The sequence below is a fragment of the Streptomyces sp. NPDC110618 genome (assembly GCF_055657065.1).
In genome coordinates, this window is sequence record NZ_JBVKBN010000002.1 from 135,474 (window position 1) to 150,056 (window position 14,583).

A 14,583-nucleotide genomic window follows, 5' to 3' on the forward strand; every position below is an offset into this window, starting at 1 on the left:
ACAGAGACGCGCCCCCGACATGGGCAGAGGCCCGCCGCACTTTCGTACGACGGACCCCTGAGTGCCCTTTTTGCCGAGCTGAACGGCTGTAACCGGCGGTTACTTCTTGCTCTTGGCCGACCCCGTGCTGTCATCACTGCTCAGTACGGCGATGAAGGCCTCCTGCGGAACTTCCACGGAACCCACCATCTTCATCCGCTTCTTGCCTTCCTTCTGCTTCTCCAGCAGCTTGCGCTTACGGGAGATGTCACCGCCGTAGCACTTGGCGAGGACGTCCTTGCGGATGGCGCGGATGGTCTCGCGGGCGATCACCCGGGAGCCGATGGCGGCCTGCACGGGCACCTCGAAGGCCTGCCGCGGGATGAGCTCCTTGAGCTTGGCGACAAGCCGCACGCCGTACGCGTACGCCTGGTCCCTGTGGGTGATCGCGGAGAAGGCGTCCACCTTGTCGCCGTGCAGCAGGATGTCGACCTTGACCAGGCTGGAGGTCTGCTCGCCGGTGGGCTCGTAGTCCAGCGAGGCGTAGCCGCGCGTCTTGGACTTCAACTGGTCGAAGAAGTCGAAGACGATCTCCGCGAGCGGGAGCGTGTAGCGGATCTCGACCCGGTCCTCGGAGAGGTAGTCCATGCCGAGCAGGGTGCCGCGCCGGGTCTGGCACAGCTCCATGATCGAGCCGATGAACTCGGTGGGCGCGAGGATCGTGGCGCGCACGACCGGCTCGTACACCTCGTTGATCTTGCCCTCGGGGAACTCGCTCGGGTTGGTGACGGTGTGCTCGCTGCCGTCCTCCATGACCACGCGGTAGACCACGTTGGGCGCGGTGGCGATCAGGTCGAGGCCGAACTCGCGCTCCAGCCGCTCGCGGATCACGTCCAGGTGCAGCAGGCCGAGGAAGCCGACACGGAAGCCGAAGCCGAGGGCCGCGGAGGTCTCCGGCTCGTAGACCAGGGCCGCGTCGTTGAGCTGGAGCTTGTCCAGGGCCTCGCGCAGCTCCGGGTAGTCCGAGCCGTCCAGCGGATACAGGCCCGAGAAGACCATGGGCTTGGGGTCCTTGTAGCCGCCGAGCGCCTCGGTGGCGCCCTTGGCCTGGCTGGTGACGGTGTCACCGACCTTGGACTGGCGGACGTCCTTCACACCGGTGATCAGATAGCCCACCTCGCCCACGCCGAGACCGTCGGCGGGGAGCATCTCCGGCGAGTTGGTGCCGATCTCCAGCAGCTCGTGGGTGGCGCCGGTCGACATCATCCTGATGCGCTCGCGCTTGTTGAGCTGGCCGTCGATGACACGCACGTAGGTGACGACGCCGCGGTAGGAGTCGTAGACCGAGTCGAAGATCATCGCGCGGGCGGGGGCGTCCTTGACGCCGACCGGGGCCGGGATCTCCGCGACGACCTTGTCCAGCAGCGCCTCCACGCCCAGGCCCGTCTTCGCCGAGACCTTCAGCACGTCGCTCGGGTCGCAGCCGACCAGGTTGGCCAGCTCCTCGGCGAACTTCTCGGGCTGCGCGGCCGGCAGGTCGATCTTGTTCAGCACGGGGATGATCGTGAGGTCGTTCTCCATCGCCAGGTAGAGGTTGGCGAGGGTCTGCGCCTCGATGCCCTGGGCGGCGTCCACCAGGAGGATGGTCCCCTCGCACGCGGCGAGCGACCGGGAGACCTCGTAGGTGAAGTCGACGTGCCCGGGGGTGTCGATCATGTTGAGGATGTGCGTGTTGCCCGGGTCCGTGGTGGGCGCCCAGGGCAGACGCACGGCCTGGGACTTGATGGTGATGCCGCGCTCGCGCTCGATGTCCATGCGGTCGAGGTACTGAGCACGCATCTGCCGCTGCTCGACCACGCCGGTCAGCTGGAGCATCCGGTCGGCGAGCGTGGACTTGCCGTGGTCGATGTGCGCGATGATGCAGAAATTGCGGATCAGAGCCGGGTCGGTACGGCTCGGCTCGGGCACATGGCTAGGGATCGCGGGCACGCAGGGTCCTGATTCTTGAGGCGTCCGCAGCCGTCTGCGGTCTCGGGTCGGAACAACGATCGGGTCTATACGTAGGCTCCATGGTCCCACGGGCGGCTACCGGAGACCGGTTTGGGCCGCATCCTGGGCCGCTGGTAGTCTGGGTGGCTGTGTCTCATGCCCTCTCAGCGCGAGGCACACCCCAAGAAAATCACCGGTACGGGTCCCGTGCGGCCCCGTGCCTGAACCTGAAAAGGCTCATTCGTGGCGAACATCAAGTCCCAGATCAAGCGGATCAAGACCAACGAGAAGGCCCGGCTGCGCAACAAGGCCGTCAAGTCCTCTCTGAAGACCGCGATCCGCAAGGCCCGTGAGGCCGCTGCCGCGGGTGACGTGGAGAAGGCCACCGAGTACCAGCGCGCTGCCGCGCGTCAGCTCGACAAGGCCGTCTCCAAGGGCGTCATCCACAAGAACCAGGCCGCCAACAAGAAGTCGGCGCTTGCTTCGAAGGTCGCCGCGCTCAAGGGCTGAACCCTTCATCTGGTCTGATCGGATCCGGTACGCCGGGTCCAGTCGCCGGTGGGACCCGGGCGGGCCCTCTCTCATCCGCCCCCGACCGGCACCCTGAGCTCGTACGCGGCCTGCGTTCGCCACGCGGGTACGGGCTCGACATCGTGAACCGGAGGCCCCGGCGCCTGTCCTTCCCCAGGACGGGTGCCGGGGCCTTCGGGCTGTCCGCCTCAGCTCCAGAACTCGTTGGCGCGGTCGAGGTCCGCGACGCACTCGTCGAGGTCGGTGACCTTGTCGCCGACGATGCGGAAGACGATGCAGCCGTCCTCCTCCAGGTGCTTGCCGTTGCGGTCGGCGGAGAAGTGGTGCATGGCCACGACATGGCCACGGCCGTCGACCATGTAGGAGCGGGGCTCGACCTTCATCGTGCCCTGGGTCTCCTCGGCGAGCCTTCCGTACATCTCGATGACCGCGTCCTGGCCCTTGTAGTCACCGGAGAGCATGTGGCTGCCGGGTACGTGGTGCGTACAGTCCGAGGTCATCAGGGCGCGCAGCGCGTCCATGTCACCGCGCGCGAAGGCCTCGTATCCCTTGCGGACGATCATTGCGTGGGGGTGTTCAGCCATGGTTACCGCCACCTTTCCTGCTTCCCGGCGGATGGGCGGCTGACAGGGCTCATTTTCCCCCTCCGCGGGCTCAGCGTCCTCTGGAACGGGCGGCCCGCGCGATGGTGACGACGGCCTTCTCCAGGGCGTACTCGGGGTCGTCCCCGCCGCCCTTGACCCCGGCGTCCGCCTCCGCGACGGCACGCAGCGCGACGGCGACGCCGTCCGGGGTCCAGCCGCGCATCTGCTGGCGCACCCGGTCGATCTTCCAAGGGGGCATGCCCAGCTCACGGGCGAGATCGGCGGGGCGGCCACCGCGCGCGGAGGAGAGCTTGCCGATGGCCCTCACGCCCTGGGCGAGGGCGCTGGTGATCAGGACGGGGGCGACACCGGTGGCCAGCGACCACCGCAGCGCCTCCAGCGCCTCGGCCGTACGCCCCTCCACGGCCCGGTCGGCGACGGTGAAGCTGGAGGCCTCGGCCCGGCCGGTGTAGTACCGCCCGACGACGGCCTCGTCGATGGTCCCCTCGACATCGGCGACGAGCTGGCTCACGGCGGACGCCAGCTCCCGCAGGTCGCTGCCGATGGAGTCGACGAGCGCCTGGCACGCCTCGGGCGTCGCGGACCGGCCGGTGGCCCGGAACTCCTGCCGCACGAAGGCCAGCCGGTCGGCGGGCTTGGTCATCTTCGGACAGGCGACCTCGCGTGCCCCGGCCTTCCGCGCGGCGTCGAGCAGCCCCTTGCCCTTGGCCCCGCCGGCGTGGAGCAGCACCAGGGTGATCTCCTCGGCGGGCGCCGCGAGATACGCCTTGACGTCCTTGACGGTGTCGGCGCCGAGATCCTGCGCGTTGCGCACGACGACGACCTTGCGCTCGGCGAAGAGGGACGGGCTGGTCAGCTCGGCCAAGGTCCCCGGCTGCAACTGCTCCGGGGTCAGCTCCCGCACATCGGTGTCGGCGTCGGCGGCCTTCGCCGCCCGCACCACCTCCTGCACGGCCCGGTCGAGCAACAGCTCCTCCTGCCCGACGGCAACGGTCACAGGAGCGAGCAGGTCATCTGCAGCGGATTTCTTGGCCATCGGGACAAGGATGGCACGGAGGACTGACAGCGCGGACCGACGGCGACCGGGTCGGGACAACAGCACGGACCGGCGGCGACCGGGTCGGGACAACAGCACCGTGCCCGGCGACACACGGCGGGCGGGCCAGCACGGGCGGGGGGCTCCACAGCAGCCGGGCGGCGCGGGCCGGGGCTCCACAGCAGCCGGACGACGCAGACCGGGGCTCCACAGCAGCCGGACGACGCAGACCGGGGCTCCACAGCAGCCGGACGACGCAGACCGGGGCTCCACAGCAGCCGGACGACGCAGACCGGGGCTCCACAGCAGCCGGGCGGCGCAGGCCGGCGGAGACCACCGGGACGGCCGGGTAGACGGGACAACAGCACCGGGCCCAGCGTCACACAGCGGGCAAGCCACCACGGGCGGGAGCTCCACAGCCGCCGAGCAGCGCAGCCGGGGGCTCCACGGCGGCCGGGCGGCGCGGCCCAGCGGGAACCCACCGGGGCGGCACGGGCTGCGCAGCCAGGCCGCCGACCCACCGCCTCGCGGCAGGCGGAGCGGAAGCTCGGGCGGGCGGGCCGGACAGGAGGGACGGGCGGGCGGGTGGGGCAGGCGGGCGGCGGGAAAAGGGCGGCAGACGGAAGCAGCACACGGCGGAACCGCCGGAGCAGGGCGGCAGACGGAAGCAGCACACGGCGGACCGTCAAAACAGGGCGGCAGACGGGGGGCAGGCACACGGCGGACCGCCGGAACAGGGCGCAGACGGGGGCCAGCATGCCGGGCCGCCGAGGGGCAGGGCCTTGCGGGCGGCAGGGGGCCGCATGGGGCGGTCTGCGGGGCCTCTACGGCTCCTCGCGCCAGCCGTCCCACTCGGCCGCGAAGGCGTCCAGTTCCGCCGGGTCGAGGGCGCCGGGCTCGTCGCGGAGGACGACCAGCCACTGGGCGTCCTCCGCGTCGTCCTCGCCGGCCAGGGCGTCCCGGACCACCTGGGGCTCCTCGCGTACGCCGAACCGCTCCGCGAGGGCCTCCACGACCTCCTCGGCGGCGTCGCGGTCGGGCAGCACCAATACGTGTCTCACATCGCTCACACGGTCATTCTCCAGACCCGCCCGCCGACTCCTCCGCCACCCTCGGCACCCGGTCCAGCTCGATCCCGAACCACTCGCGGTACGCCGCCAGCACCTCCGCGTCCGTCCCGAGGTGCCGCTCCTCCTTCACCCCGTCCGCGCTCGTCGTCTTGAACGTGCGCCCGCTCAGCGTGATCCGCCCGCCGTCCTCCGTCACCCGGGAACACACCAGCGACTGCGTGAAGTGGGACGCGGGAGAGGTGCACTGGTACCAGGCCCCGACGCGGAAGTCGGCGAGCGCCCGGGGCCGTGTCTCCAGCCGGTACTCCGGCCTGCCGTTCATCACGACGTCCAGGTCCGCCCCCGCCTCCCCCGCCGCGTCCGGCCCCGCCGCCACGATCCGGAACACGCCCCCGGGGTCCTTCTGCTCCCCCCGCTCCCGGAACACCAGCGGATAGTGGCTGTGCGCCCCGAACCCGACGTCGGCCAGCCACTCGCCCCCGTCGTCCGTCCGCACCCGCAGCGCGAGATGGTCGTACGGGATCCCCAGCCGCCCGTCCCCGCCGTACACCCGGCCCGCCAGCAGCGCGACCTCGTACCCGAGCGCCGCCAGCAACGCCCCGAAGGCGCCGTTGAGTTCGTAGCAGAACCCTCCCCTGCGCGCGCCCACCAGCTTCTCCAGCAGCCGCTCCTCCTCCAGCACGATCTCCTCGCCGAGGTGAATCGACAGGTTCTCGAAGGGCACGGTCCGCAGGTGCCGCAGGTGCAGGTCGCGCAGGGCGTCGGCGGTCGGCCGCGCGGGGCGCTCGGCACCGATCCGGCTGAGGTAGGCATCGACTTCGGCTGAGTTCATGCCCCCAGTCTCCACCTCACTCTCCCGCCACCCTCAGCTCCCCGTCCGCACCCTTCACCACGGCCAGCGCCCCGTCCTCGTCCGTCCGCAGCACCGCCGCCCCGCCCTCCCGCAACGCCGCCACCGTGCCGGGCGCCGGATGCCCGTAGCCGTTGTCCTCTCCGACGGAGATCAACGCCACCCGGGGAGCGGCCCGCCGTATGAGCTCCGGGTCCTGGTAGGCCGAGCCGTGATGGGCGACCTTCAGCACGTCCACTCCCTCCGGCACTCCGCCCGCCCGCAACAGCGCCTGCTGGGCCGGTGGTTCCAGATCCCCGAGCAGCAGGAACCGCACGCCCGCCGACTCCGCGAGCAGGGTGACACTCGCGTCGTTCGGCCCCTCGGGCCCCGGCACCGGGGCGGACGGCGGCCACAGCACCCGCCAGGACAGCTCCCCGGTCCGCCGCCGCTCCCCGGCCACGGCCCGCGTCACCGGGATGCCCCGCGCCGCCGCCTCCCGGCGCACGAACTCCGCCTGCTCGGCCGGCTCCTGGAGCCCGGTCGTCTGGATCTCTCCCACCGCCCGGCCCCGCAACACCCCCGGCAGGCCCGCCACATGGTCCGCGTGGAAGTGTGTGAGGACGACCAGGGGGATCCGGGTGACGGCGAGGGCGCGCAGGCAGCGGTCGACGAGCCCCGGCTCCGGCCCGGCGTCCACGACTACACCTGCGCCCTCCCCCGCGGCGAGCACCAGCGCGTCCCCCTGCCCCACATCGCACGCGACCAGCCGCCACCCCGGCGGCGGCCACCCACCGATCACCCGTACCAGCGGCGGCGGTTGCACCACCGCCAGCACCAGCAGCACCGCCCCGAGCCCGCACCACCACGGGCTGCGCCACAGCCGCCGCCCCACCGCGAGTCCGGTCACCGTGACGAGGAGGAGCAGCCCGGCCCCGGCCCAGCTGCCCGGCCAGTCGATGCCCGCGCCGGGCAGCGCCGCCCCGGTCCGGGCGATGGACGCGATCCACCCCGTCGGCCAACTCGCACACCACGCCAGCGCCTTGGCCACCGGCATCGCCACCGGTGCCGTCGCCAGCGTCGCGAACCCCAGTACCGTGGCCGGGGCGAGCGCGAACTCGGCGAGCAGATTGCACGGCACCGCCACCAGGCTCACCCGCTCCGACAGCACCGCCACCACCGGCGCGCACACCATCTGCGCCGCCCCGGCCGCGGCCACCGCCTCCGCCCACCGCGGCCGGACCCCGCGCCGCTGCAGGGCGGCGCTGAAGCGCGGTGCCAGCACCAGCAGTGCCCCGGTGGCCAGCACCGACAGCAGGAAGCCGTAACTACGGGCCAGCCACGGATCGAACAGCACCAGCAGCAGCACCGCCGTCGCCAGCGCGGGCAGCAGGGACCGGCGCCGCCCCGTGGCCAGGGCCAGCAGCACCACCGCACCGCAGGCGGCGGCCCGCAGCACGCTGGGGTCCGGCCGGCACACCACGACGAAGGCGAGGGTGAGCGCCCCGCCGCACACCGCGGTCGTCCGCAGCGACAGACCGAGCCGGGGCGCCAGTCCACGGCGTTCGGCGCGCTGGGCCGTGCCCGGCGGGCCGATGAGCAGTATCAGGATGATGGTGAGGTTGCTGCCGGACACCGCGAGGGTGTGGGCGAGGTCGGTCTCCTTGAACGCCTCGTCCAGCTCGGGTGTGATCCGTGAGGTGTCCCCGACCACCAGCCCCGGCAACAGCGCCCGCGCGTCGGCGGGCAGCCCGTCGGTCGCCTCCCGCAGCCCGGCCCGCAGCCGCCCCGCGAACCGCTGCGCCGCCGACGCCCGCGCCGCGACCTCCGGCGCCGCCCCGCCCCGTACCCGCAGCACGCCCGCGACGCGGTCGCCGCCGGTCAGCGCGGGCGCCAGCCGCGCGGTCACCCGCAGCCTCGTGGACGGCAGCAGCCCCAGCCACGGCGACCCCTTCGACGCCCGCACCACCATCAGCACCGGCGCCCGCGTCCCCACCGCCGCGCCGGCGCCGACCGTGACCCGCCGCACCCGTGCGTCGATCAGCACGGCCGTCGGAGTCGTCCGGTTGCCGTCGACCCGGGGCCGGGTGAGCCGGGGATCGGAGGTCAGCTCCACCTCCGCGGTCACGGTCGCGTACCTCCGCGCCAGTTCCGGCACCGGGCCGCGCCGCAGATCGGCCCCGTGCAGCCCGGCCGAGGCGGCGGCCGCCGCGACGCAGAGCAGCACGGCGGCGAGCGACAACCGCGACCACGCGGACACCCGCGACCACGCCGACCACCGCGCCGCCAGCAGCACGGCCCCCAGGACGAGGGCCACGGCCACCACCGCGACCGCCCATCCACCGGGTGCCGTCAGCGTCAGCGCCGCCGTGGCCCAGGCCGCGAGCGCCGGTGGCACGAGGCGCAGATCCGTCGGCCCCTCCTGGCGCGGGTGGGACGCGCCGAGCCGGTGCCCGGAGGCCGCGTGCACCTCGTCCCGCGCGGTTTCGGGGGCGCTCGCGGCAGGCGTACGGGACTCGGCTGATACACCCCCGCTCATGGCTGTACGAGATTCCGCAGATCGGCGAAGCGGCGTTCGCCGATGCCGTTGACCTCGCGCAGCTCCTCGACCGAGCGGAAACCGCCGGTGCGGGTGCGGTGGTCGATGATGTGCTGGGCCAGGACGGGGCCGACCCCGGGGAGGGTGTCGAGCTGTTCGGCGGTAGCGGTGTTGAGGGAGACGGGGGCCGCCGGTCCCACCCCGGCCGACAGTCCCGCCCCGGCCGCCGCACCCCGCACGGGGGCGGCGCCCTGCGCCGGCGGCGCCGGACCGCCCACGACGACCTGCTCCCCATCGACGAGGAACCGCGCCCGGTTCAGCCCGTCGGTACGGGTACCCGGCCGCACCCCACCGGCCGCCTGTAACGCGTCCTCGACCCGGGACCCTGCGGGCAGCCGGTGGATCCCCGGCTTGCGGACCTTGCCGCTGACGTCCACGACAATCTCGGACGCCACCGAGGACGCCACCGAGGACGCGCCGGAGGTGGTGCGGGCCGCGGCACCGGTCCCGTCCGGCGGCTCCGCGCCCGCCCCGAACGCGGCCCGGTCCGCCGCGCCGTCTCCCGGCCCGGCCTCCCCGGCCCGCACCACCTCCGGCGCCCGCACCCCTTGAGTCCGTCCGCTCCAGAAGTGCTGCGCCGCGAACCCCGCCGCCACGACCAGCACCACCGCGAGCGCGACCACGCTCCGCCGTTCCAACCCGCACCGGGCCTGCACCCACAGCGGCAGCCGCTCCCGCAACGCGAGCCCGAACCGCCCCCGCCAAGGGGGCCGCTCGTCCTCCGGGGATGCGGGCTCCGACCCCCGCCCCACCACCGCCCGTTCCCCGAACAGCGCCTCCGCCCGCCGCCGGATCTCCTCATCCGGACGGCCTGCCTGGGCGCCCGGGACTGACCTGTGCGTACGTGATCCAAGTGCCATGCGACGAGGATCGGACATCTCGCCGCACCGCGATGATCTTGCTCAATTCCCGGGGACAGTCCCCCGGTTGTGGATAACCCGCTCACTCACAAGGGTTATCGCGCCGAGACGACGACCCCCAGCAGCCCGGGACCCGTATGCGCCCCGATCACCGCCCCCACCTCGCTCACATGCAGGTCCGCCAGCCCCCGTACCCGCGCCCGCAGCCGGTCGGCCAGGGCCGATGCCCGGTCCGGGGCGGCGAGATGGTGCACGGCGATGTCGACCTGCGCGGCGCCCGCCCGGTCCGCGGCGATCTCCTCCAGGCGGGCGATCGCCTTGGACGCCGTCCGCACCTTCTCCAACGGCTCGATCCGGCCGCCGTTCAGCTGGAGCAGCGGCTTCACCGCGAGCGCCGAGCCGAGCAGGGCCTGGGCGGCGCCGATCCGGCCGCCCCGGCGCAGATAGTCGAGGGTGTCGACGTAGAAGTAGGCGGAGGTCCCCTCGGCGCGCTTCTCGGCCGCCGCGACCGCCTCGTCGACGGTGCCGCCCGACTCCGCGACCTGCGCCGCGGCGAGCGCGCAGAAGCCGAGGGCCATCGCGATCATCCCGGTGTCCACCACCCGCACCGGCACGGGCGCGTCCTGGGCGGCGAGCACGGCCGCGTCGTAGGTGCCGGACAGTTCGGCGGACAGGTGCAGGGAGACGATGCCGGTGGCGCCGGACTCGGCGACCTGGCGATAGGTCTCGGCGAACCGCTCGGGGCTGGGGCGGGAGGTGGTGACGGGGCGCCGCTTCTGCAGCGCCTGGGCCAGCGAGCGGGTGGAGATCTCGGTGCCCTCCTCCAGCGCCTCGTCACCGAGGACCACGGTCAGGGGCACCGCGGTGATGCCGTGGCGATCCATCGTCCGCGGCGGCAGGTAGGCCGTTGAATCGGTGACGATCGCGACATGGCGGGACATGAGCTGGAGGTTACCTGGCGTAGTGCCCCCGCGGCAGCCCGGCCCCTGTCACCTGGGCCGTCGTGGCCGGATCAGGTGGTGCTCTCGGGGCGCGGCTGCTTCTTCTCCCACGGGTACGTGGGACGCGGCTCGGGCGGGGTGATGGCGGGCATGGTCGGCTGCTCGGCGGTCTCCCGCCGCGAGCCGCCCGGCCAGGTCTGCTCGGGTTCCGGCGCCTCGGGAGCCGGTGCCTCGGGCCACGGCGGGGGCGGCGTCGCGGTGGACGGCTCCCCCTCGGTGGTCCAGTGCCGCAGCGCCCCGGCCTCCATGTCGATCTGCGCGCTCAGCGAGTCCAGGTCGTCGTCGGCGAACCGGCGGGCCCGGTCGCGGGCCGCCCAGCGCAGCGAGTCCGCCGAGCCGACGATCCGCTCGGTGCGCTCCCGCAGCCCCGGAAGCCGTTCGGCGAGAGTCGTGCGGTCCGGTTCGCTCTCCAGGCGCCGCAGTTCGCCGTCGAGCTCGTGGCCGTGGGCGCTGAGCCGCTGGAACAGCGCGAGGGACTCCTTCAGGGACTCGTCCTCGGCCACGCCCGCGTGCAGCGCGTCCTGGGTCGCGCGCATCGAGGTGCGCAGCTTCAGCCGCAGCTGGGCGAGCTCGGCCTGCGGGCCCACCTGGACGAGGGACTTGGCGCGCAGGGTGTGGTCCTCGACCGTGCGGCGGGCCTGGGTGATCGTGCGGTCGGCGGCCCGCTTGGCCGCTCCCACCGCCTTCACGGTGGCCCAGGCGCCGAGCACCACGAGAAGCACGAAGAGCAGGGCCACCACTGCGATCGCTGCTTCCACTGCGCTCCTCCTCGAATCCACGACTGCGTGCGCCGCGCTGCTCTCCACGGTAAACGCCGCGGGCAGGCCCGGAGTTCCGAAAGAACCCCGAACCTGCCCGTAGGGGACCACCCGGAGGCGGCCCGTCCGGCCGGTTGCCCCATGCCCGGGTCTGCCGGTTGTCCCATGCCCGGGTCTGCCGGTTGCCTCATACCCGGGTCTGCCGGTTGCCTCATACCCGGGTCTGCCGGTTGCCTCATACCCGGGTCTGCCGGTTGCCTCATACCCGGGTCTGCCGGTTGCCCCATACCCGGGCCCGCCAGTTACCCCATACCTGGGTCCGCCGGTCACCCCCGGCCCAGGTCGGCCAGCTACGCCGGAACGATGTTCACCAGCTTCGGCGCCCGCACGATCACCTTGCGGATGCCCGCGCCGCCCAGCGCCGCCACGACCTTGTCGTCGGCCAGCGCGACCTTCTCCAGCTCCTCCTCGGAGATGGACGGCGAGACCTCCAGGCGGGCCTTGACCTTGCCCTTGACCTGGACGACGCAGGTCACCGTCTCGTCAACCACGTAGGCCGGGTCGGCGACCGGGAAGTCCTGGTGCACCACCGAGTCGTCGTGGCCCAGCCTGCGCCACAGCTCCTCGGCGATGTGCGGGGCCAGCGGGGCGACCAGCAGCACCAGCGGCTCGGCGACCGAGCGCGGCAGCGCCCCGCCCGTCTTGGTCAGGTGGTTGTTCAGCTCGGTGACCTTGGCGATGGCGGTGTTGAACCGCATGCCCTCCAGGTCGCCGCGCACCCCGTCGATGGCCTTGTGCAGGGCGCGCAGCGTGTCCTCGTCGGGCTCGGCGTCGGTGACGGTGACCTCGCCGGTGGCCTCGTCGACGATGTTGCGCCACAGCCGCTGCAGCAGCCGGAACTGGCCGACCACCGCGCGGGTGTCCCACGGCCGGGAGACGTCCAGCGGGCCCATGGCCATCTCGTACAGGCGCAGCGTGTCGGCGCCGTACTCGGCGCAGATCTCGTCCGGGGTGACCGCGTTCTTCAGGGACTTGCCCATCTTGCCCAGCAGCCGGGAGACCTTCTCGCCCTGGTAGTAGTAGACGCCGTCGCGCTCCTCCACCTCGGCGGCCGGCACCGCGATACCGCGGCTGTCGCGGTAGACGTAGGCCTGGATCATGCCCTGGTTGAACAGCTTGTGGAACGGCTCGGCCGACGAGACGTGCCCCAGGTCGTACAGGACCTTGGACCAGAAGCGGGCGTACAGCAGGTGCAGCACGGCGTGCTCGGCGCCGCCGACGTACAGGTCGACACCGCCGTGCGGCTGGCCCTCGCGCGGGCCCATCCAGTACTGCTCGATCTCCGGGTCGACCAGCTTCTCGGAGTTGTGCGGGTCCAGGTAGCGCAGCTCGTACCAGCAGGAACCGGCCCAGTTGGGCATGGTGTTGGTCTCGCGGCGGTACTTCTTGGGGCCGTCGCCCAGGTCCAGGGTGACGTTGACCCAGTCCTCGTTGCGGGACAGGGGCGTCTCGGGCTGGGTGTTCGCGTCGTCCGGGTCGAAGGTGCGCGGGGAGTAGTCCTCGACCTCGGGCAGCTCCAGCGGCAGCATCGACTCGGGCAGGGCGTGGGCGACGCCGTCCTCGTCGTAGACGATCGGGAAGGGCTCGCCCCAGTAGCGCTGGCGGCTGAACAGCCAGTCGCGCAGCCGGAAGTTGACGGTGCCCTGGCCCCGGCCTGTGCGCTCCAGCCACTCGGTGATGCGGGCTTTGGCCTCGACGACGCCCAGGCCGTCCAGGGAGACGCCCTCGCCGGAGGAGTTGACGATCTTCGCGTCGTAGGAGACGAACGCCTCGGTCCAGTCGGCGGTGTCGGTGCCGCGGCCGTCGGTCGGCTCGACCACGCAGCAGATCGGCAGCTCGAAGGCGCGCGCGAACTCGAAGTCGCGGCTGTCGTGGCCGGGGACGGCCATGATGGCGCCGGTGCCGTAGCCCATCAGGACGTAGTCCGCGATGAAGACCGGGATCTGCTCGCCGTTGACCGGGTTGGTGGCGTACGCGCCGATGAAGACGCCGGTCTTCTCCTTGGCCTCGGCCTGCCGCTCGACGTCGGACTTGGACGCGGCCTGCGCCCGGTAGGCGGCGACGGCGTCGGCCGGGGTGGCGTGGCCGCCGGTCCACACGTCGTGGGTGCCCTCGGGCCAGGCGTCCGGGGTGAACTTCTCCACCAGCGGGTGCTCGGGGGCCAGCACCATGTAGCTCGCGCCGAACAGGGTGTCGGGGCGGGTGGTGAAGACGGTGATGTTCTCGCCGTCGATCGGGAAGTCGACGCGGGCGCCCTCGGAGCGGCCGATCCAGTTGCGCTGCTGCAGCTTGATGGCCTCGGGCCAGTCCAGCGCCTCCAGGTCGTCCAGCAGCCGGTCCGCGTAGGCGGTGATGCGCATGTTCCACTGGCGCAGCTTGGCCTTGAAGACGGGGAAGTTGCCGCGCTCGGAGCGGCCGTCGGCGGTGACCTCCTCGTTGGCCAGCACGGTGCCCAGACCGGGGCACCAGTTGACGGGCGCGTCGGAGGCGTAGGCCAGGCGGTACTCGCCCAGGATCTCGGCGCGTTCGGCGGCGGTCAGCTCGTTCCAGGACCGGCCGCCGGGCACGGCGCGTTCACCGCTCTCGAACTGGGCGACCAGCTCGGAGATCGGGCGGGCCTTCTTCGCCTCGTCGTCGTACCAGGAGTTGAAGATCTGCAGGAAGATCCACTGGGTCCACTTGTAGTAGTCCGGGTCGATCGTGGCGAACGACCGGCGCTTGTCGTGGCCCAGGCCCAGGCGGCGCAGCTGCGCCTTCATGTTCTCGATGTTGGCCTCGGTGGACACGCGCGGGTGCGTGCCGGTCTGCACGGCGTACTGCTCGGCGGGCAGGCCGAAGGCGTCGAAGCCCAGGGTGTGCAGGACGTTGTGGCCGGTCATCCGCTGGAAGCGGGCGTAGACGTCGGTGGCGATGTAGCCCAGGGGGTGGCCGACGTGCAGGCCCGCACCGGAGGGGTACGGGAACATGTCCATGATGAACTTCTTGGGCTTGGCGACCGTCTCGGGGTCGCCGGCCAGATCACCGGTGGGGTTGGGCGCGGCGTAGGTGCCCTCGGCGTCCCAGAAGTCCTGCCAGCGTGCCTCGATCTCCGCGGCCATGGCGGCCGTGTAGCGGTGCGGCGCGGCCACCTCGGCGGCGGTAGCGGGGTTCATCTCGCTCATGATCCTCAAAGCTCCATCGATCGTCTCTGCCAGCGCTGCGTGTTCTCCGGTCCGGAAACGAAAAATCCCCTCGCACAGGAGGGGACGCCGCGCCGATGCCGGCCA

The 14,583-nt window shown here is 72.4% G+C and carries 11 protein-coding genes; 1 reads left to right on the plus strand and 10 read right to left on the minus strand.

Going from position 1 to position 14,583, the window contains the following annotated elements:
* Positions 1-99: 99 nt before the first annotated feature.
* The gene (gene lepA / locus ACZ7L7_RS03745; RefSeq protein ID WP_285511145.1) at positions 100-1,968 is read right to left on the minus strand and encodes a translation elongation factor 4; all 1,869 of its coding nucleotides are present in this window, start codon (positions 1,966-1,968) and stop codon (positions 100-102) included.
* A 243-nt stretch (positions 1,969-2,211) separates the two neighbouring features.
* On the opposite strand from lepA, the gene rpsT reads away from it, so the two are divergent.
* Positions 2,212-2,478 carry a 30S ribosomal protein S20 gene (rpsT, locus tag ACZ7L7_RS03750; protein WP_009188551.1) on the plus strand — a complete coding sequence of 89 codons (267 nt, stop codon included), beginning with the start codon at positions 2,212-2,214 and terminating at the stop codon, positions 2,476-2,478.
* A gap of 209 nt (positions 2,479-2,687) precedes the next feature.
* Here the strand turns inward: rpsT and ACZ7L7_RS03755 are convergent, their stop codons facing one another.
* The 9 genes from ACZ7L7_RS03755 to leuS form a co-directional block, all read right to left on the minus strand.
* Positions 2,688-3,083: a nuclear transport factor 2 family protein gene (locus ACZ7L7_RS03755; RefSeq protein WP_285511144.1), complete on the minus strand. Its 396-nt coding sequence runs from the start codon at positions 3,081-3,083 to the stop codon at positions 2,688-2,690.
* 70 nt (positions 3,084-3,153) lie between these two features.
* Positions 3,154-4,140, minus strand: coding sequence for a DNA polymerase III subunit delta (holA, locus tag ACZ7L7_RS03760; protein WP_471591996.1), 987 nt, complete (start codon positions 4,138-4,140; stop codon positions 3,154-3,156).
* Positions 4,141-4,964: 824 nt separating this feature from the next.
* Positions 4,965-5,210, minus strand: coding sequence for a hypothetical protein (locus tag ACZ7L7_RS03765; protein ID WP_285511142.1), 246 nt, complete (start codon positions 5,208-5,210; stop codon positions 4,965-4,967).
* Between the two features lie 4 nt (positions 5,211-5,214).
* Positions 5,215-6,042: an arylamine N-acetyltransferase family protein gene (locus ACZ7L7_RS03770; RefSeq protein ID WP_285511141.1), complete on the minus strand. Its 828-nt coding sequence runs from the start codon at positions 6,040-6,042 to the stop codon at positions 5,215-5,217.
* 16 nt (positions 6,043-6,058) lie between these two features.
* The gene (locus ACZ7L7_RS03775; RefSeq protein ID WP_472074643.1) at positions 6,059-8,578 is read right to left on the minus strand and encodes a ComEC/Rec2 family competence protein; all 2,520 of its coding nucleotides are present in this window, start codon (positions 8,576-8,578) and stop codon (positions 6,059-6,061) included.
* Complete coding sequence (locus tag ACZ7L7_RS03780; protein ID WP_471591994.1) at positions 8,575-9,498, minus strand: ComEA family DNA-binding protein; 924 nt, start codon at positions 9,496-9,498, stop codon at positions 8,575-8,577. Before ACZ7L7_RS03780 ends, ACZ7L7_RS03775 begins: the two co-directional genes overlap by 4 nt.
* A 95-nt stretch (positions 9,499-9,593) precedes the next feature.
* Complete coding sequence (locus ACZ7L7_RS03785) at positions 9,594-10,439, minus strand: DegV family protein (RefSeq protein ID WP_285511138.1); 846 nt, start codon at positions 10,437-10,439, stop codon at positions 9,594-9,596.
* Positions 10,440-10,510: 71 nt separating this feature from the next.
* Positions 10,511-11,257, minus strand: a complete 747-nt coding sequence (locus ACZ7L7_RS03790; protein WP_285511137.1) for a hypothetical protein — start codon at positions 11,255-11,257, stop codon at positions 10,511-10,513.
* A gap of 350 nt (positions 11,258-11,607) precedes the next feature.
* Positions 11,608-14,478, minus strand: a complete 2,871-nt coding sequence (leuS, locus tag ACZ7L7_RS03795; protein ID WP_472074646.1) for a leucine--tRNA ligase — start codon at positions 14,476-14,478, stop codon at positions 11,608-11,610.
* Positions 14,479-14,583 lie beyond the last annotated feature (105 nt).

Bases quoted from the DNA above. Each gene is read 5' to 3' on its own strand.
- ACZ7L7_RS03755 (WP_285511144.1), bottom strand. From the start codon at position 3,083: ATGGCTGAACACCCCCACGCAATGATCGTCCGCAAGGGATACGAGGCC.
- holA (WP_471591996.1), bottom strand. From the start codon at position 4,140: ATGGCCAAGAAATCCGCTGCAGATGACCTGCTCGCTCCTGTGACCGTT.
- ACZ7L7_RS03770 (WP_285511141.1), bottom strand. From the start codon at position 6,042: ATGAACTCAGCCGAAGTCGATGCCTACCTCAGCCGGATCGGTGCCGAG.
- ACZ7L7_RS03775 (WP_472074643.1), bottom strand. From the start codon at position 8,578: ATGAGCGGGGGTGTATCAGCCGAGTCCCGTACGCCTGCCGCGAGCGCC.
- ACZ7L7_RS03780 (WP_471591994.1), bottom strand. From the start codon at position 9,498: ATGGCACTTGGATCACGTACGCACAGGTCAGTCCCGGGCGCCCAGGCA.
- ACZ7L7_RS03785 (WP_285511138.1), bottom strand. From the start codon at position 10,439: ATGTCCCGCCATGTCGCGATCGTCACCGATTCAACGGCCTACCTGCCG.
- leuS (WP_472074646.1), bottom strand. From the start codon at position 14,478: ATGAGCGAGATGAACCCCGCTACCGCCGCCGAGGTGGCCGCGCCGCAC.